Annotated in this window: 13 protein-coding genes; 9 read left to right on the top strand and 4 right to left on the bottom strand. The window is 64.5% G+C overall.

From position 1 onward, the window contains the following. The first annotated feature begins 1 nt into the window (after position 1). From ACFR99_RS01855 to ACFR99_RS01825, 7 genes are all read left to right on the top strand, one after another. A complete protein-coding gene (locus tag ACFR99_RS01855) occupies positions 2-1,519 on the top strand; it encodes a UbiD family decarboxylase (protein ID WP_390283819.1) in 1,518 nt (505 codons plus the stop codon). Continuing rightward, positions 1,516-2,919 carry a UbiD family decarboxylase gene (locus ACFR99_RS01850; protein WP_390283817.1) on the top strand — a complete coding sequence of 468 codons (1,404 nt, stop codon included), beginning with the start codon at positions 1,516-1,518 and terminating at the stop codon, positions 2,917-2,919. The genes ACFR99_RS01855 and ACFR99_RS01850 overlap by 4 nt, the downstream gene beginning before the upstream one ends. Positions 2,920-3,110: 191 nt before the next feature. After that, on the top strand, positions 3,111-4,793 hold the full coding sequence (locus ACFR99_RS01845) for an acyl-CoA synthetase (RefSeq protein ID WP_390283815.1): 1,683 nt from the start codon (positions 3,111-3,113) through the stop codon (positions 4,791-4,793). Positions 4,794-4,850: 57 nt separating this feature from the next. Then, positions 4,851-6,017, top strand: a complete 1,167-nt coding sequence (locus ACFR99_RS01840) for an acyl-CoA dehydrogenase family protein (protein ID WP_390283813.1) — start codon at positions 4,851-4,853, stop codon at positions 6,015-6,017. 2 nt (positions 6,018-6,019) lie between these two features. Beyond that, positions 6,020-7,798 (top strand): acetyl-CoA carboxylase biotin carboxylase subunit, encoded by a 1,779-nt coding sequence (locus tag ACFR99_RS01835; protein ID WP_390283811.1) that lies wholly within the window; start codon positions 6,020-6,022, stop codon positions 7,796-7,798. 6 nt (positions 7,799-7,804) lie between these two features. Next, a complete protein-coding gene (locus tag ACFR99_RS01830; RefSeq protein ID WP_390283809.1) occupies positions 7,805-9,535 on the top strand; it encodes an acyl-CoA carboxylase subunit beta in 1,731 nt (576 codons plus the stop codon). Between the two features lie 33 nt (positions 9,536-9,568). After that, positions 9,569-10,033: a MaoC family dehydratase gene (locus tag ACFR99_RS01825; protein WP_390283807.1), complete on the top strand. Its 465-nt coding sequence runs from the start codon at positions 9,569-9,571 to the stop codon at positions 10,031-10,033. Positions 10,034-10,062: 29 nt separating this feature from the next. Here the strand turns inward: ACFR99_RS01825 and ACFR99_RS01820 are convergent, their stop codons facing one another. After that, a complete protein-coding gene (locus tag ACFR99_RS01820; protein WP_390283805.1) occupies positions 10,063-10,785 on the bottom strand; it encodes a class I SAM-dependent methyltransferase in 723 nt (240 codons plus the stop codon). A 103-nt stretch (positions 10,786-10,888) separates the two neighbouring features. Between ACFR99_RS01820 and ACFR99_RS01815 the strand changes: the two genes are divergently transcribed. Further along, positions 10,889-12,895, top strand: coding sequence for an AMP-binding protein (locus ACFR99_RS01815; protein ID WP_390283803.1), 2,007 nt, complete (start codon positions 10,889-10,891; stop codon positions 12,893-12,895). Between the two features lie 98 nt (positions 12,896-12,993). On the opposite strand, the gene ACFR99_RS01810 is transcribed toward ACFR99_RS01815, so the two are convergent. Then, complete coding sequence (locus tag ACFR99_RS01810; RefSeq protein WP_390283801.1) at positions 12,994-13,824, bottom strand: HpcH/HpaI aldolase/citrate lyase family protein; 831 nt, start codon at positions 13,822-13,824, stop codon at positions 12,994-12,996. Between the two features lie 821 nt (positions 13,825-14,645). Between ACFR99_RS01810 and ACFR99_RS01805 the strand changes: the two genes are divergently transcribed. Continuing rightward, positions 14,646-15,398 (top strand): IclR family transcriptional regulator, encoded by a 753-nt coding sequence (locus ACFR99_RS01805; RefSeq protein ID WP_390283799.1) that lies wholly within the window; start codon positions 14,646-14,648, stop codon positions 15,396-15,398. A gap of 22 nt (positions 15,399-15,420) precedes the next feature. On the opposite strand, the gene ACFR99_RS01800 is transcribed toward ACFR99_RS01805, so the two are convergent. Together ACFR99_RS01800 and ACFR99_RS01795 are read right to left on the bottom strand one after the other, a co-directional pair. Continuing rightward, positions 15,421-16,404 carry an LLM class flavin-dependent oxidoreductase gene (locus tag ACFR99_RS01800; RefSeq protein WP_390283797.1) on the bottom strand — a complete coding sequence of 328 codons (984 nt, stop codon included), beginning with the start codon at positions 16,402-16,404 and terminating at the stop codon, positions 15,421-15,423. Between the two features lie 97 nt (positions 16,405-16,501). Next, on the bottom strand, positions 16,502-17,290 hold the full coding sequence (locus ACFR99_RS01795) for an enoyl-CoA hydratase/isomerase family protein (RefSeq protein ID WP_390283795.1): 789 nt from the start codon (positions 17,288-17,290) through the stop codon (positions 16,502-16,504). Positions 17,291-17,303: the final 13 nt, after the last annotated feature.

Raw genomic sequence — 17,303 nt, 5'->3', positions numbered from 1 at the left:
CATGACAGCCGATTCGTTTCGAGACTATCTCCGACTGCTTGCCGGCGACGACGCGCTCGTCCCGTTCGACGAGCCGGTCTCGTGGGACCTCGAGGCGAGCGCGATCACGATGCTCGCTAATCAGACCGACAGTGAAGTGCCGCTATTCGAGTCGGTCGAGGAGACCGCAGTCGATGCAGCGCTCGTCGGTGACCCCTATCGCGGCCCACGGAGTCGTCCGTGGGATCACCTCGCGCAGTCGTTCGGGCTGTCGGCCAGCCTGTCAGGGGCCGCCTACTACGATGCGGTCATCGATCGCCTTCGCTCGCCCCGCGAGCCACGGCTCGTCGGACCCGAGCGTGCACCCTGCAAGGACGTCGTCCACACCGGGGCCGACGTCGACCTCCTGTCGTTTCCCTGGCCCTACGTGCACCAAAGCGACGGCGGCCGGTACTCGAACCTCCACACCATCGTCGCGCCGGACCCGGAGACGGAGTGGGGCCGGTGGTCGAGCCACCGGATGATGCTCCACGACGACGCGCTGGCCAGCCTGCTGTTTCTGGCGGGTGAACAGGTCCCGAACCGCTATTATTACGAGTACGAACCCCGCGACGAGCCGATGCCGGTGGCGGCCGTCGTCGGTGCGGAACCGGCCGTCCAGTGCAGTACGGAGATGTGGATTCCGACGGGCCGAAGCGAAGCGGCCTTCGCTGGTGGCCTGAAAGACCGGCCTGTCGACCTCGTCCCGTGCGAGACGAACGAGCTGTTCGTCCCGGCGACGGCCGAGCTGGTCATCGAGGGCCACGTCCTCCCGAACGAACGCCTCGACGAGGGGCCGTTCGGCGACTATTTCGGTTACATGAACGGCCCGCGGCGATCGATGCCCGTGTTCGCCGTCGACGCGATCACTCACCGAGCCGAGCCGCGGGTCCCGTTTTGCGTCGAGGGGACCGGCGTCGGCTACGGACAGAACTCGAGCAGTACGCTCCAGACCGCCGCTGCCGGCCCCGACGCGACGCTTGGCCTGCGGGCAGCCGGCTTCGACGTCGAGGCCGCCGTGCCGTGGCGCTTTACCTCCCGGACCGTCTGGGTGATCGCGACGGAGCGGTCCTATCCCGGCGTCCTCCACGAACTGGCGAACTTCATCTTTACTACCTGGGGGATGTTGCACATCGATTTCTTCGTGTTCGTCGATGCGACGGTCGACGCACACGATCCCCGGGCCGTCCTGTCGGCGATCGCGCTGAACGCCGATCCGGACACGGACTTCCACCAGTTCGGCGTCGAGCGTATGCCGAAAGTCCCGCTCAACATCTACCAGACCCCCGACGAGAAGGGCAGCGCCGACGTCGGCACCTCGAAAGCCAAGACCGCGAAGGCCTATATCGATGCGACCAGCGACCACCTGGCAGCCGACGCCGAAACGGAAGCGGAGTCGCTGCGCGCACGCGCACAACAACTCCTCGTCGACGCGGGCATCTCGCCGGAGCCGTTCGACCTCCTCGAGCGGCGCGAGTACCGGCCAGGTGAGCACCCATGATTCCCTTTGCACAGTACCTACGTGGCCTCGACGGCGACGACGACCTGGTGACGCTCGATGGCGACGACCTCGCCGACGTTCCGCCCGACGTCGTCGCAGCCGAAGCGCTCCGTGCGAGCGGGCCGGCGATCCGGTACGACCGGGCCGACGGCGCTGATCTCGCGAGCGGCACGTTCAGCGGTCCCGATGGGATGCAGCGACGGGACGCACAGCCGTGGTCGCGGCTGGCGCTCGGGCTCGGGTTAGATCCCGACGGCTCGTTCGTCACCGTGCTCGAAACGATCACGAACCTCGGACCGGCCGGCGAGACAGACGGCCCGACATACGACACGCAAGCAGCGTCACGGACTCTCGGCGGTGTGCAGACGCTTGACCTGCCACAGGGGGCTGACGACGTCTGGCCCGCGCTGACGCTGGGCGTGGCATCGGTCGCGACGTCGGATGGCACACACTGGGCGCCGATCCACGGCTCGATCGTCGGCGAAGAGACGCTCAGAGTGCGGACGCCCGCTGCGCTGACCGCACTCCTTGACGGCGACGAGACGATCTCGATCGCCCTCGGCGTGCCACCCGCTGCGGTTACGGCCGCCTACCTGCTCGCCGTGACCGAGCAAGTTGCAGTCCCGATCCAGGCCTGTGGCGTCGCCGACGACGTGCCGCTCGTCCCCACGAACGGCGGCCTCGTGCCGAGTGCGACGGAGGTCGCCATCGAGACGACGGTCGCCGATCGCCACCCCGATTTCCAGTCCGACCGGCGCGAAGCGTGGGAACACTGCCTCGAGAGCACGCCGCTGGCGCTGTCAGTCGAGCGAGTGATTGCGACCGACGAGCCGGTGGTGCCGTTCTCACCCGTTGGCCGACCGCTCGCGGACGACCTCCAGCTGACGGGCGTGACGACGGCGGCGACGTTGTACCACCGTGTCAACAACTACTGGGGGATCTCGCCAGTCGAGTGGGTCCTGTTACCGGCAGAGGCTGAACTCGGCATCTGCGTCGTCGCCACCGACGTTCTGTATGCCGGCTTCGAGTGGCAACTCGCGAACATCCTCTTTACGTTCTCGTCGCTGTTCGATACCGTCATCATCGTCGACGAGGATGTCCCACCGACGGATCTCGGCCGCGTCCTCGGGGACATCTGGGTGAAAGCACACCCCTCTCGAGACTGGATCTTCAGCGAACCGTCGGCACCGGCACCACGACGGCCCCGATACCGACAGGACGGGCAAACCGGCTCGCAACTGTACGTCAACGCTGCCTGGGACCCTCGCTGGGAGGACTCCTATATCGCACCGCGGGTCACGTTCGAAACGTCGTTCCCGCCGGCCGTTCGCGAGGCCGCACGGACGGCGTGGCAGGCACGCCACGATGACTCCACTGACGGGACCGACTCTGACGAGTAGGTGCCGACAGTATCAGATATATTGGTTGAGATATATACATTTGCTATCCGACTATACGTAAACAAATGCGTTTACGCAATACGGTATATGGATATGTTGGTCATATTCTACAGTAGTATATAGAATTCGTCTATTCAACACACAGAATTTACCAGTGGCATTATATAGGGGAACGATATCCGGGTTGGTGTATGGTGTCCAGCCACAACCTCTCGGACTACGAGACTGAACGGGAGCAGTTCTCGTGGGACGACATCTACGCGGAGGCGGATTGGGATGCACCGGCGGAACTGAACATCGCACACGAGACCGTCGATCGACACGCGACCGACCGGGAGAAGGTCGCGCTCTATCAGGTCGATACCGACGGCGAGCTCACGAAGACGACGTTCTGGGAGCTGGCCGATCGATCGAGCCAGTTCGCGAACGTCCTCGAGCAGTTGGGCGTCGAACAGGGCGACCGCGTGTTCTCGTATATGCCACGGATTCCGGAACACTACGTGGCGATGATCGGGACGCTCAAGCGGGGCGCCGTCTGGGGCAGCGTCAACGAGCGCTTCGGGCCGGACGGCATCTCCTATCGGCTCGACGACTGCGACGCGAAGGTTCTCGTAACGACGACCGACAATCGCGAGACGGTCACAGCCGCACTCGAGGACGCGCCGACGGTCGAGCACGTCATCACCGTCGACCGCGGCGACGGTGCACCGGCCGACGACGTCGTCTTCAATACGGCACTCGACGGCGCGAACACCGAGTACGAGGCCGCCGACACCGGCGGCGAAGACGACGCGTTGCTCTACTACACCTCGGGGACGACCGGGCTGGCGAAAGGCGTCCTCCACAAACAGCGCTGGGTTGCCGGCGTCGCGGCGACCCAGAAGTACGCCGTCGACCTCCAGCCCGGCGACCTCTACTGGAGTACCGGTGACCTGGGCTGGCTGACCGGCGCGATCAACACCCTCGGGGCCTGGTTCTGGGGGGCCTCGCTGTTCACCTACGAAGGCGAGTTCGATCCGGAGACGTGGGCGGAACTCCTCGACGAGTACCCGATCAACGTGTTGTTCTCGGTGCCGACGGCCTACCGGATGCTCCGCGAGAACGAAGCGCTCCTCGCGGACGTCGACCTCGACCTGCGCCACGCGCTCTCGATCGGCGAGCCGCTGTCGGCAGGCGTCGTCGAGTGGGGCGAGGACGAACTCGGCGTTACCATCCTCGATACCTACGGCCAGACGGAGACGGGCAACATGATCATCAACAACTACCCGACGATGGAGCTCCGGCCCGGTTCGATGGGCAAGCCGTTGCCGGGTATCGAGGCCGACATCGTCGACCCTGAAACGGGTGAAGTACTCGAGCCCGGCGAAACCGGAGAGATCGCCGAACGCGGGGACTATCCCTGCTTCTTCGCCGAGTACTGGAACAAACCCGAAAAGACCGCCTCGTGTTTCGTCGACGGTCCCGACGGCGAGTGGTACCTTTCGGGGGACCTCGCTCACAAGGATGAGGACGGCTACTTCTGGTTCGAGGGGCGGGCCGACGACGTCATCCTCTCGTCGGGCTACCGGATCGGCCCCTTCGAGGTCGAGAGTTCGCTGGGCGAACACGACGCCGTCGCCGAGGCGGCCGTCGTGCCCAAACCACACAGAGAGCGTGGCAACATCGTGAAGGCCTACATCGTTCCCAGCGAGGGCGCGACGCCGTCCGAGGACCTCAAAGAGGACATCAAGACCCACGTCAAAGAGGAGTTGTCGGCTCACGAGTACCCTCGTGAGCTCGAGTTCCGCGACGAACTGCCGAAGACGGTCACCGGGAAGATCCGTCGGACCGAACTGCAAGACGAGGCGGAAGACGAAGCCGAGGCGGCGACGTAAGCGACCGCCTCGAAGGACGACTTATTAGAGTCACTCCCACATACGATATACTATACCATGAATTTCGAGTCTACGGAAGAACGGTCGATGATTCGCTCGACCGCGGAAGCGGTCGCGGCCGAGTACGGACCGGAGTACTGGCGCGAGAAAGAAGAAAACGGCGAGTTCGCCCAGGGGTTCTGGGACGAACTCGGGGAGGCCGGCTTCCACGGCCTGCTGGTCCCCGAAGAGTACGGCGGTGCCGGCATGGGGATGCAGGAGATGGGGCTGGCGATGGAGACCCTCTGTGCCGAGGGTTGTGGCATGGCCGGCACCTGGTACCTGGTGCTCACCGCGGGCATGGCCGCCGTCGGCATCCGCGAGAACGGCACGGAGGCTCAGAAGGAGAAGTACCTCACCGACATCGCGACCGGTGAGCGGAACTTCTCGATCGGCATCACCGAACCAGAAGCGGGGACGAACACGCTGAACGTCGCCACGCGTGCCGAGAAAGACGGCGACGAGTACGTCCTCAACGGACAGAAAGCCTGGATCACCTTCTCCGACCGGGCGGAGAACATGATCATCGTCACCCGGACGACCCCGCTCGAGGAGGTCGATCGCGGCACTGACGGCATCAGCCTGTTCATCGTCGACATGGACTCCCCCGGGATCGACGTCTCGCCGATCTCCAAACACGCCATCAACTACTCGAAGTCGTGTGAGGTGTTCCTCGAGGACGTCCGCGTCCCCGAGGAGGATCTGCTCGGTGAGGAAGACGAGGGCTGGTGGGCGCTGGTCGACATGCTCAACCCCGAGCGCATCGGCTTCGCCGCGGCCGGCACGGGGATCGGCAAGCTCGCCGCGAATACGGCGATCGAGTACGCCAACGAGCGCGAGGTGTTCGATGCGCCGATCGGGAGCCACCAGGCCGTCTCGTTCCCGATCACGAAGGCCTACGCGCGGATGGAGACGGCCGCGCTCATGCGCGAGAAGGCTGCCTGGCTCTACGATCAAGGCGAGGAGTGTGGCTACGAGACCAACGTCGCGAAGGCGACGGCCGTCGAGGCCGGCATCGAGGCGGTCAAACAGTCGATGCAGGCCTTCGGCGGCTGGGGCTACGCCACGGAGTACGACGTCGAGCGCTGGTGGCGTGAGATCAACCTCACGCGGCTGGCCCCGGTCTCCCAGCAGATGGCGTACAATCACATCGGCCAGCAACTTGGCTTCCCCAAATCCTACTAACCATGTTCGACAAAGTGCTCGTCGCGAACCGCGGCGAAATCGCGGTGCGCGTGATGGCAGCGGCCGAAGAACTCGGCTGTGAGACAGTCGCCGTCTACAGCGACGCCGACCGCAACGGCGGCCACGTCGACTACGCCGACGAGGCGTACAACGTCGGCCCAGCACCGGCCAGCGAGTCGTATCTCGACCAGGAGGCAATCATCGACGTCGCCCAGCGAACCGGCGCGGACGCGATCCACCCCGGCTACGGCTTCCTCGCGGAAAACGCCGACTTCGCCCGCCGCGTCGAGGAGACACCAGATATTACGTGGGTCGGCCCGCCGAGCGACGCCATGGAGACGCTCGGTGAGAAGACGAAGGCCCGAACCGTCATGCAGGAGGCTGGCGTCCCGGTCGTCCCCGGGACGACCGAACCGGTCGACGACGCCGACGAGGTGCGAGCGCTCGGCGAGGAGTTCGGCTACCCGATCGCTATCAAGGCCGAAGGCGGCGGTGGCGGCCGCGGCATGAAGATCGTCCGCAGCGAGGCCGAGGTCGACGACGCCCTCGAGAGCGCCAAACGCGAGGGCGAGGCCTACTTCGGCAACGACTCGGTCTACGTCGAGAAGTACCTCGAGGCACCCAAACACATCGAGGTGCAGGTGCTCGCGGACCAGCACGGCAACGTCCGTCACCTCGGCGAGCGCGACTGCTCGCTGCAGCGTCGCCATCAGAAAGTCATCGAGGAGGCCCCGAGCCCGGCACTCGACGCCGACCTGCGCGACGAGATCGGCGAGGCCGCCCGGCAGGGCGTCCGCGAAGCCGGATACACGAACGCCGGCACGGTGGAGTTCCTCGTGGAGGACGGGGAGTTCTACTTCATGGAAGTGAACACCCGCATCCAGGTCGAACACACCGTCAGCGAGGAAGTGACCGGGATCGACATCGTCCGCTGGCAGCTACGGGTCGCCGCCGGCGAGGACCTCGCCTTCGCCCAGGACGACGTCGAAATCGACGGCCACGCGGTCGAGTACCGCATCAACGCCGAGAACCCGGCCGCTGACTTCGCGCCCACCCCTGGACAATTGACGACTTACCGGCCGCCGACGAGCATCGGGGTTCGCCTCGACCACGCGGTCGCACAGGGCGACGAGATCGGTGGCGACTACGACTCGATGATCGGGAAACTGATCGTCAGCGGCGAGGACCGCGAACACTGTCTCGAGCGTTCGAAGCGCGCGCTCGAGCACTTCGACGTCGAGGGCGTCCACACGACGATCCCGTTCCACCGGCTGATGCTCGACGACGACGCATTCGTCGCCGGCGATCACACCACGAAGTACCTCGATCGGGAGCTCGACGACGACGCGCTCGAGACGGCCGTCGACCGCTGGGGGCCCGCGGAGGCGGCCGGCGGCGACGGCACCCAGCCATCGACCGCAGAGGTCGCCGTCGAAGTCGACGGCAAGCGATTCGACGTCGTCATCGAAGACGCGAGCGCACGGATGACGGCCGAGCCCGCCGACGGCGGCAGTGCTAGCGGCTCGAGCGGCGGATCCGCAACTGAGGGCGCTGCCGAGGTCGCCACCGCCGACGCCATCACCGCGGAGATGCAGGGAACCATCCTCTCGGTCGCCGTCGAGGAGGGCGACGAGGTCGCCGCCGGCGACGTCGTCTGCGTGCTCGAGGCGATGAAGATGGAAAACGACGTCGTCGCCGCAAGCGGCGGGACGGTCGAATCGGTCCCGATTTCCGAGGGTGACTCCGTCGATATGGGCGATACCCTCGTCCGACTTGAGTGATCAGTCATGCAAATCAAGATTTCAGACGATACGACCGAAACGGAGGCACGGGCGATCGCCGAAGCCGTGGCGTCGCAGTACCGTGAGGACGTCACCGTCGTCACCGACGGCGGTGACGAGATCAGCAGCGCGTCCTACGACGGCGACGGCGACACCACGGCTGCGGCCGAAGCCGAGGCCCAGCCAGAGGCAGACCTCGGGCCGACCGCCCGCGAGGAGGCGCTGCTCGAGGAGATCGACGAGATCCTCGAGGGTGGCCCAGAGAAGTACAAGGAACAACTGCCCGAAGAAGGCAAGCTGTTCGTCCGCGACCGGATCGACCTCTGGTTCGGCGACGACTTCCTCTTCGAGGACGGCCGGTTCGCGGAGTTCGACGCCGACGACCAGTTGCCGGCCGATGGCCTAATTACGGGCGCCGCCGAGTTCGAGGGCCGGGACGTCCACTTCATGGCCAACGACTACACGGTCAAACGCGGCAGCATGGCCGCGAAGGGCGTCGAGAAGTTCCTGCGGATGCAACAGCGCGCGCTGAAGACGGGCAAGCCGGTGTTGTACCTGATGGACTCCTCGGGTGGCCGGATCGATCAGCAGACCGGCTTCTTCGCGAACCGCGAGGGCATCGGGAAGTACTACTACAACCACTCGATGCTCTCCGGACGCGTGCCACAGATCTGCATCCTCTATGGCCCCTGTATCGCCGGCGCGGCCTACACGCCCGTGTTCGCCGACTTCACGGTCATGGTCCGGGACATGTCGGCGATGGCCATCGCCAGTCCACGCATGGTCGAGATGGTCACCGGCGAACAGATCGATCTGCAAGAACTCGGTGGCCCGGACGTCCACGCCCAATACTCGGGGAGTGCGGACCTCGTCGCCGACGACGAGGAACATGCCCGGGAGCTGGTCGCCCAACTCATCAGTTACCTGCCGAACAATGCGGACGAGAAACCACCCCAGACGGACGGTCAGGCACCGGTCGCCTCGCCCGAGGGCATCGACGCCGTCGTTCCTCAGGAGCCCAACAAGGGCTACGACATGTTCGACGTCATCGACCGGGTGGTCGACGCCGGCTCGACGCTCGAGCTCCGGCCGGAGTTCGGCAAGGAGATCATCACTGCCTTCGCGAGGATCGACGGCCGGCCGGTCGGGATCGTCGCCAACCAACCCGCCCACCGCGCGGGTGCGATCTTCCCGGACGCCGCCGAGAAGGCAGCGCAGTTCATCTGGACCTGCGACGCCTACGACGTCCCCCTGCTGTACCTCTGTGATACGCCGGGCTTCATGGCCGGTTCGCAGGTCGAGAAAGACGGCATCTTAGAGCAGGGCAAGAAGATGATCTACGCGACGTCCTCGGCGACGGTGCCCAAACAGTCGGTCGTCGTCCGGAAGGCATACGGCGCGGGCATCTACGCGATGTCCGGCCCGGCCTACGATCCCGAGAGCGTCATCGGCCTTCCCTCTGGCGAGATCGCCATCATGGGGCCCGAAGCGGCGATCAACGCCGTCTACGCGCGCAAGCTCGCCGAGATCGACGACGAGGACGAGCGTGAGCGCAAAGAACAGGAACTCCGCGAGGAGTACCGCGAGGACATCGACATCCACCGGATGGCGAGCGAAGTCGTCATCGACGAGATCGTCCCGCCGAGCAGTCTGCGGGAGGAACTCACGAACCGCTTTGCGTTCTACGAGGACATCGACAAGGACCTGCCCGACAAGAAACACGGGACGGTCCTCTGATCACCCGCTACCCGTTTACTACCTACGACAGCCATGACAGGACGTTACTACGAGGACTTCGAGGTCGGCGAGACCATCGAACACGAGAAGCGACGGACGATTAGCGAACGCGACAACCAACAGTTCTGTGACATGACGATGAACCAGCAGCCCCTGCATCTCGACGCCGAGTTCGCTGCGGAGACGCAGTTCGACGGGCGGCTGGTCAACGGGCTCTACACGATGAGCCTGGCCGTCGGGCTTACGATCCCCGACACCACCGACGGGACGATCGTCGCGAACCTCTCGTACGACAACGTCGAACACCCGAACCCCGTCTACCACGGGGACACGATTCGGATCCAGTCGACGGTCACCGACAAACGCGAGACCAGCGACGGCGAGCGCGGCATCGTCACCATGCACGTCGAAGTGTTCAAAATAAACACTGACGAGGAGTTGCTGGTCTGTGAATTCGACCGAACGGCGCTCTCACTGAAACGCGAACACGCGACGTAGCGATGCTGACTGGTCGCGGTCGAACCGGGTCACTCCGCGACGCCGACGATCCATCGCCACCGCTGTTCGACGGTCCCCTCGAGGTCCGCGAGCAATTCCCGCGCCTTCGCGACGCGTTCGTCGGCGGCGAGTCGCGGATAGAGCCGCGCCGCCATCGCCGGAATCGCGTGGAAGCGCCGAACGTCCTCGGCCGTCGTCGCGAACCGCCAGGTGCCCGTGGTGACGGTGAATTCGTCGGCCAGCGCCGCTTCGATCGCGTCGGCACCCGTCGGCGACCGCGAGTCGCGCTCGAGGTCGGCGAAGACGTCCGTGCCGTCGGCGTCGACCCAGCCAAGCGGCGCGACGGCACCGACGACCCCGCCCGGCCGCAGGACGCGGGCGGCCTCTCGCGTCGCGACCGCCGGATCGGGCACGAGAAAGAGCGACGCGGTAAACGCAACGCCGTCGAACGCGCCATCGACGAACGGCAGGTGATCGAAGTCAGCCTCGACTCGCGGCGCGGCCTCGAGTTCGCGTAGCATCTCGCGGCTGATGTCCAGTGCGACCGTTCGCTGTGCCCGCTGGGCGAAGACGCGTGTGCTCACGCCCGTGCCGGCACCGGCGTCGAGGACGGTGTCGAAGGGACCGTCGGCTCGCGCCGACAGTTCGGCGGCTAACAGTTTGGCGAGTGCGGTGAACCGGCCGGTTCGCTGCTCGTAGGCATCGTAGGCGGAGACGCTGTCGTCGAAATTCGTCCGGACGACGGCCTTCATACGGGCCGCAACGACCGATGACGGAATATGTGTTCCCATCGGTTGCTGCCATCGCACGACGTATCGACAGCCAACCAGCCGTTCACAGAGGGAAACAATATACATGAAAGAGTTAACACAAATAGACGAGATCGCACACGAACCGAGTCAGGCGTTCGTCGAATCGACGAACGTCCGGCAGTTCATGCAGACGTACGGCATCGACGACTACGATGCGCTCATCGAGCGCACGACCACCGAGGTCGACGGTGTCCCGGAGTCGGGCCTCGAGTGGTTCTGGGACGAAGTGGTCGACTATCTGGGCCTCGAGTTTTACGAGGACTACGACGAGGTGCGAGACGATAGCGAGGGCCCGCAGTTCACCGACTGGTACCCCAGCGGCGAGCTCAACATCGCCCACAACACCGTCGACCGCCACGCGGCCGCCGACAGTGAGACGCGGAACGCGGTCGCCTGTCTCTGGGAGGGCGAAGACGGCGAAGTACGGGAGATCACGTATCAGGACCTCCACCGGCAGACCAATCAGGTGGCCAACGCGCTCGAGGAACGCGGCATCGAGGCTGGTGACACCGTGGGGCTCTACATGCCGATGGTGCCCGAAGTCATCGCGATCCTCTATGGCTGTTTCAAGGTCGGCGCGATCGCAGTCCCGATCTTCTCGGGCTTCGGCGTCGACGCGACGGCGACGCGGATCGCGGACGCGGAGTGTTCGGTCCTGTTTACCGGCGACGGCTTCCAGCGGCGCGGCAGCGAGGTTCGCCTCAAAGCGAGTGCCGACGAGGCGATCGCGGACGCGGGCTACGTCGAGCATACCATCGTCTACGACCGCCTGGGCCACGTCGGGACCGACGAGATTCCCTGGGTCGACGGCCGGGACGAGAGCTGGACCGACGCCGTCACCTCCCAGGACGACGCGTACGAGACGAAATCGCTCGGCTCGAGCCAGGAATCGATGCTGCTGTACTCGTCGGGGACGACGGGGAAACCGAAGGGGATCGTCCACACCCACGCCGGCGCGCTCGTCCAGCCGGCCAAGGAACTACACTTCGGGTTCGACCTCAAACCCACGGATCGGTTCTTCTGGGTCTCCGATATCGGCTGGATGATGGGCCCGTGGACGTTGATCGGCACGCACGCCTTCGGTGGGACCGTCGTCATGTACGAGGGCGCACCCGACTACCCCGAGCCCGATCGGTTCTGGGATCTGATCGACCGCCACAGCGTCACGCAGTTCGGCATCTCGCCGACCGCGATTCGCACGCTGCGCAAGCACGGCGATCAGTGGCTCGAGAGCCACGACCTCTCCTCGCTCCGCATCCTGGGGTCGACTGGCGAGCCGTGGGACCCCGAATCCTGGCAATGGTTCTACGAACACGTCGGCGGCGGCGAGTGCCCGATCATCAACATCTCCGGCGGGACCGAAATCATGGGCTGTTTCCTGATGCCGTTACCGACGCAGCCGCTGAAACCCTGTACGTTGGGCGGTCCCGGACTGGGGATGGATATCGACATCGTCGACAGCGCGGGCAACTCCGTCAAGGAGGATCACGAACGCGGCTACCTCGTCGCCAGGGACTCCTGTCCCTCGATGACCAAGTCGCTGTGGTCGGGCGACGACCGCTATCTCGAGGAGTACTGGTCGACGTTCGAGGATCCGCCGCTGTGGGACCACGGCGATTGGGCGCAGAAGGACGAAGACGGCTTCTGGTTCCTCCACGGCCGCGCCGACGACGCACTGAACGTGGCTGGGCGGAAGGTCGGCCCCGCCGAAGTCGAGGGGGCGCTCATCGACCACGAAGCAGTCAACCAGGCCGCCGCCATCGGCGCGCCCGATGAAACGACCGGCACCGCCGTCGTCACCTACGTCGTCCTCGAGGACGGGGGCGCGGAAACCGACGAGTTACGCGATGAACTGCGCGCACAGGTCGGCGAGGAACTGGGCAAACCGTTCCGCCCACGCGAGGTGCTATTCGTCGATGTGTTCCCCAAAACGCAGTCGGGCAAGATCATCCGCCGGGCGGTCGAAGCGACCTACACCGGCGAGGATCTCGGTGATATGAGCAGCATCGAGAATCCCGAGGCACTCGAAGGAATCGAACAGGCGCGATAAGCGCCCGGGGCCGTCTCATACGGGCTCCTGTTAGTCAGTGCCGGTCCAACCGCGATCAGACCTGCGGTTGTCCCGGGAACCCGGGACAGCAGACCGTTTCAGTTGTCAGTCTCGTCGGCGCGCTCGAGGATCCGTTCGGCCTGTGCGATGAGTGGTGCGTCGATCATCTCTCCGTCGACTTCGAACACACCCGTGTCCGCGCTGTCACGGGCCGCGAGAACGCGTTCTGCCCACTCGATGTCGTCGTCGCTGGGTGTGAATGCATCGTTGATAACCGGCACTTGGTCGGGGTGAATCGCCATTTTCCCGTCGTAGCCGAGCTGTCTGGCGAACGCCGTTTCTTCGCGGAGGCCGTCCGTATCCCCGTAGTCGGTAAAGACGATGTCGATCGCGTCGATACTGGCAGCGCTGGCCGCGATCACCGTTCGTTCGCGCGCGTACAACACTTCTATACCCTCGCCCGTGCGCGTCGCACCGATATCGGCCGCGAGGTCTTCGGCCCCGAACAGCAGCGCGTCAGTCGCGTCGACCGCGGCGATCTCGTCGGCCCGAAGGACGCCCGCCGCGGATTCGATCAGTGCCAGTACCGGGCAGGACGCGTCGGCTTCCTCGAGGCGCGCCTGAACTCGCTGGATATCCGTCTCAGCTTCCGTTTTCGGCACCATCACACTGTCCGGGCGTGGCCCCTCGAGGATCGCCTCGAGGTCGGCCATCGCTCCCAGGCCGATCGGATTCACGCGAACGGCGACCTCGCAGTCCGGATCGGTCTCGTCGAGGACCTCGCGGACGGCCTCACGTGCCTGGCCCTTGTCACCCGGCGCGACGGCGTCCTCGAGGTCGAACACGACGACGTCTGCGTCTCCCATCGCCGCCTTCCGCATGAGCTCGGGCTTATCGCCGGGGGAGAACAAAACGCTTCGTCGAACCATACCACGGACAAGTACGGTATATGACTAAATCGTATGGGTTTCCACGCTGAATGGACTCGGAGCACAGGTAACGTGGGCGTCGTGTTGTCAGCCGAATGCCCGGGATATAGAACCACCTCACACTAATAGTCGTTAGAATTATGAATATGTGTGAACAACATATTTCTTATAATAAATTCCCCTCCACCACAACAGCCGGTTCAGCATACACCACAGCTCTGTTAGCTGTATTCTCCCCTAAGTTCTGTTCATTTGTCGGTAGTTATGATTAGATTCAGTACAAATGTATTCTCATCTGGCAGTACTGCTACGATGTCTGCTTAATAATATATGTCTTCCGAATACTATTGGTATCTGACCAGTGTATAATATAATTGTTTGTGTAAGCCAGTCCTTGGTCTCTGCGTTACAACCATATGATTGTAATGTTCGGGGCAACGAACATGGTATGGTCGTCGGACGATCGATCCGGTGCAGTTGCACGACCGTATTCGGCCGCTATTCGATTTCGGTTGAACCGAATGTTTCCTATTCGGTAGTGTGGGAGTTCGAGCAGCCAGAACACGACAAATAGGCCGTGATATCGAGAGAAATGCGTTTCGGGACGTCCGAAACGGAATTGCCTCTCGTTTCGCACCAGCTCAGAGACGTTTTTGCCAGATAGCCGCCATTGAGTCCGGCAACGCGTGCCTTCTCGAGTCCACACTGCTGCTGCCGACCGGGTGTCTTCCGTCTCCTCGACCGAAATCGACACGAACTGCCCGAAACTTCATTCGGGAGAGCCGAAAGACTTCTATGAGTTCGGTGGCATGCACAGAGTGATGACGGGCGCGTCAAACCGATCGGTCGAACGGGCGTTCAGGATCGTCGACGAACTCGCGGAAAACGGCGGCGGGCGGGTCTCGGAACTCGCGGATCGCCTCGAGATGCCCGTCAGCACCGTTCACAACTATCTGCAGGCGCTCGTCGAGACGGGCTACGTCACGGTCGAAGACAAGGAGTATTCGACGACGACCCGGTTTCTCGAGGTTGGTCATCGACAGCGCCACCGCCTCGAAGTGTTTCAGGCCGTCAGCGACGAACTCCAGGACATCGCGGCGGAGACCGGCGAGCACGTGACGCTGATGGTCGAGGAAAACGACCAGTGTGTGATCGTCGCGGTGCAGGAAGGTCCCGATGCTGTCAATCTGTTCGCGTATCCCGGCGCGCGCATGCCGCTGCACGCAGCGGCTCCCGGAAAAGCGATCTTGGCACACATGTCCGACGAGCGCGTCGAAGAGATCATCGATCGACAGGGGCTCGTCGAGATGACCAACCGGACCGTCACGGATCCCGACGTGCTCTTCGACCAACTCGAGGAGATCCGCGAACAGGGGTACGCCATCGACGAGGGCGAACGCATCGCAGGCATGGTCTGTATCTCCGCACCGGTGCTGGACAAGAGCGGCGAGATCCGCGGGGCGATCTGTGTCTGTGGCCCACAGAGCCGAATCGACGAGGCGCGCCGCGAGGAGATCGCCGATATCGTCAAGCGGTCGGCGAACGTGACGCAGGTCAACCTGGACTACGTCTGAACCTCATCCGCTGGAACAGCGATCAGTCGTCGGCGACCGGTGCCAGCGCCTCGATCGTGTCTTCGGCCACGTCGTCGGCGGCTTGCTCCGGAATCGTCACGAGCGGCCGGTCGACGATCGTCTCGTTGACCAGCTCGCGGAGCCGCTGTCGAGCTTCGGATGGCGTTCCGGCGACGCCGAGGTCGTCGACCATTTCGTCGGTGACCAGCGCCGTCGCGTCGGCGCGGTCGCCCGCCTGCCAGGCCTCGGCGACACGCTCGACCCGGTCGGGAAACGCGGTGGCGATCGCGTTCCGGTAGCCCTCGGCACTGCCCGCGTAGTAGGCGATGTGACCGCGAACGGCGTCGTAGGCCTCTTCGGGGTCCTCGCTGACGGCCGACGGGACGTATGGAGCGATCGTGATCTCCTCGGGATCGCGATCCCGTTCTCGAGCGCTCGTTTCGACGACCTCGAACGCCTCGTCCAGTTGGGAAAAGGGGATGTTGTGTGGCAGCCACCCGTCACAGAGGCGGCCGACGACCCGGCGGTTCGCGGGACCAAGCGCCGCGTGGTAGACCGGCACGTCCCGATCCAGCGGCGGGACACCTGAGACGCTGACGAGCTCGCCGTCGTAGTCGACCGGCTCGTCGTCGGTCAAGATGTGCTGGATGATCTCGATGGTCTCGTGAGAGCGCCGCACTGGTCGTTCGAACGACTTCCCGTGAATCGTCTCAACGGCAGTGGGCGTGCTCGTGCCGACGCCCAGCGATGCACGGCCGTCGGCAACGCGGTCGAGCGTCGCGGCGGTCATCGCGAGAACGGCCGGCGTCCGCGAGAACACGTTGACGATCGCGGTGCCGAGTTCGACTTCGTCGGTCAGCGCGGCGATCTCGCTGAGTTTCACGACCGAGCTCGAGCCCCACAGCTCGCCCATCCAGACGGAGTCGTACCCCTGTGCTTCGGCGCTGATCGCGAGGTCGGTCGGGTCGTGCGTGCCGGTCCGCGGGATGACTACTCCGAGATGCATATCCGCTCGGTTCGACACACAGTGTGATAAATGATCACGTTCAGTGTCACAGGTTATCGAAGGGGAAACATCTCCTGTTTATACTCGGCCTACACCCTTAGCGGCCGACGAAGTCTGGCTCGTCGTCGCCGAAAAAGGCCTCGAGGCCGCGCTCGTAATCCTCCGTTCGCGTCGCGGCTGCGATGCCATCGGTCTCCGCTGCGAGCTGTCGCTCGAGCGACCGGTCGTAGCTGTCTGTCAGCAGGCGGGTCGTCGTCCCGAACGCCTGGGTCGGCCCTGCCGCAAGCTCGGCAGCGAGTTCGGCCAGCCGGTCGTCGAACTCGTCGGCGGGGACGACCTCGTTGGCCAGTCCCAGCTCGCGGGCTTCCTCGGGACCGATGGGCTCGTCTTTCAGGACGAGCTCCTTGGCGGTCCGGAGACCGACGAGCCGCGGCAGGAAAAACGTCGCGCCGCCGTCGCCGGTCAGTCCGATCCCCGGATACGCGAACTTGAGCGTCGTGTCCTCGCCGAGCACCAGCAGGTCCGGGAACAGCGTCAGGCTGAAGCCGAGCCCGGCAGCGATGCCGTTGACGCCACCGACAACTGGTGTCTCCGCCCGATGGAACTGCACGATCGCTTCGTGGGCCCGGCCGGCCAGCTCCCGGATGTGTGCTGCATCGGAGCCGTCGCCGGAGAGGGCGGTGAGATCCGCGCCAGAACCGAAGAAATCGCCCGCGTGCGTGAGGACGATACAGCGCGTGTCGGGGTCCTCGCCGAGGGTCGTCGCCGCCGACACCAGTTCGTTTGCCATCTCGAGGGAGAGTGCGTTTCGCCCGGCCGTGCTCTCGAGCGTGACAGTCGCGACGCCGTCGTCGTGATCGATCGAGAGGTTGTCGTACGCAACCATGGAAAACCGGTTT

Origin of the sequence: Haloarchaeobius amylolyticus (genome assembly GCF_042678045.1) — an archaeon.
Lineage (GTDB): Archaea > Halobacteriota > Halobacteria > Halobacteriales > Natrialbaceae > Natrinema > Natrinema amylolyticus_A.
The sequence above is the reverse complement of the archived record's forward strand: the minus strand, read 5'-3'. Positions and strand labels throughout refer to the sequence as shown.

What these genes read in the sequence shown, in the direction of transcription:
- ACFR99_RS01840 (WP_390283813.1), top strand. Translation starts at nt 4,851, where the DNA reads ATGAATTTCGAGTCTACGGAAGAACGGTCGATGATTCGCTCGACCGCG.
- ACFR99_RS01845 (WP_390283815.1), top strand. Translation starts at nt 3,111, where the DNA reads ATGGTGTCCAGCCACAACCTCTCGGACTACGAGACTGAACGGGAGCAG.
- ACFR99_RS01820 (WP_390283805.1), bottom strand. Translation starts at nt 10,785, where the DNA reads ATGAAGGCCGTCGTCCGGACGAATTTCGACGACAGCGTCTCCGCCTAC.
- ACFR99_RS01855 (WP_390283819.1), top strand. Translation starts at nt 2, where the DNA reads ATGACAGCCGATTCGTTTCGAGACTATCTCCGACTGCTTGCCGGCGAC.
- ACFR99_RS01815 (WP_390283803.1), top strand. Translation starts at nt 10,889, where the DNA reads ATGAAAGAGTTAACACAAATAGACGAGATCGCACACGAACCGAGTCAG.
- ACFR99_RS01825 (WP_390283807.1), top strand. Translation starts at nt 9,569, where the DNA reads ATGACAGGACGTTACTACGAGGACTTCGAGGTCGGCGAGACCATCGAA.
- ACFR99_RS01835 (WP_390283811.1), top strand. Translation starts at nt 6,020, where the DNA reads ATGTTCGACAAAGTGCTCGTCGCGAACCGCGGCGAAATCGCGGTGCGC.
- ACFR99_RS01800 (WP_390283797.1), bottom strand. Translation starts at nt 16,404, where the DNA reads ATGCATCTCGGAGTAGTCATCCCGCGGACCGGCACGCACGACCCGACC.
- ACFR99_RS01850 (WP_390283817.1), top strand. Translation starts at nt 1,516, where the DNA reads ATGATTCCCTTTGCACAGTACCTACGTGGCCTCGACGGCGACGACGAC.
- ACFR99_RS01795 (WP_390283795.1), bottom strand. Translation starts at nt 17,290, where the DNA reads ATGGTTGCGTACGACAACCTCTCGATCGATCACGACGACGGCGTCGCG.
- ACFR99_RS01805 (WP_390283799.1), top strand. Translation starts at nt 14,646, where the DNA reads ATGACGGGCGCGTCAAACCGATCGGTCGAACGGGCGTTCAGGATCGTC.
- ACFR99_RS01810 (WP_390283801.1), bottom strand. Translation starts at nt 13,824, where the DNA reads ATGGTTCGACGAAGCGTTTTGTTCTCCCCCGGCGATAAGCCCGAGCTC.
- ACFR99_RS01830 (WP_390283809.1), top strand. Translation starts at nt 7,805, where the DNA reads ATGCAAATCAAGATTTCAGACGATACGACCGAAACGGAGGCACGGGCG.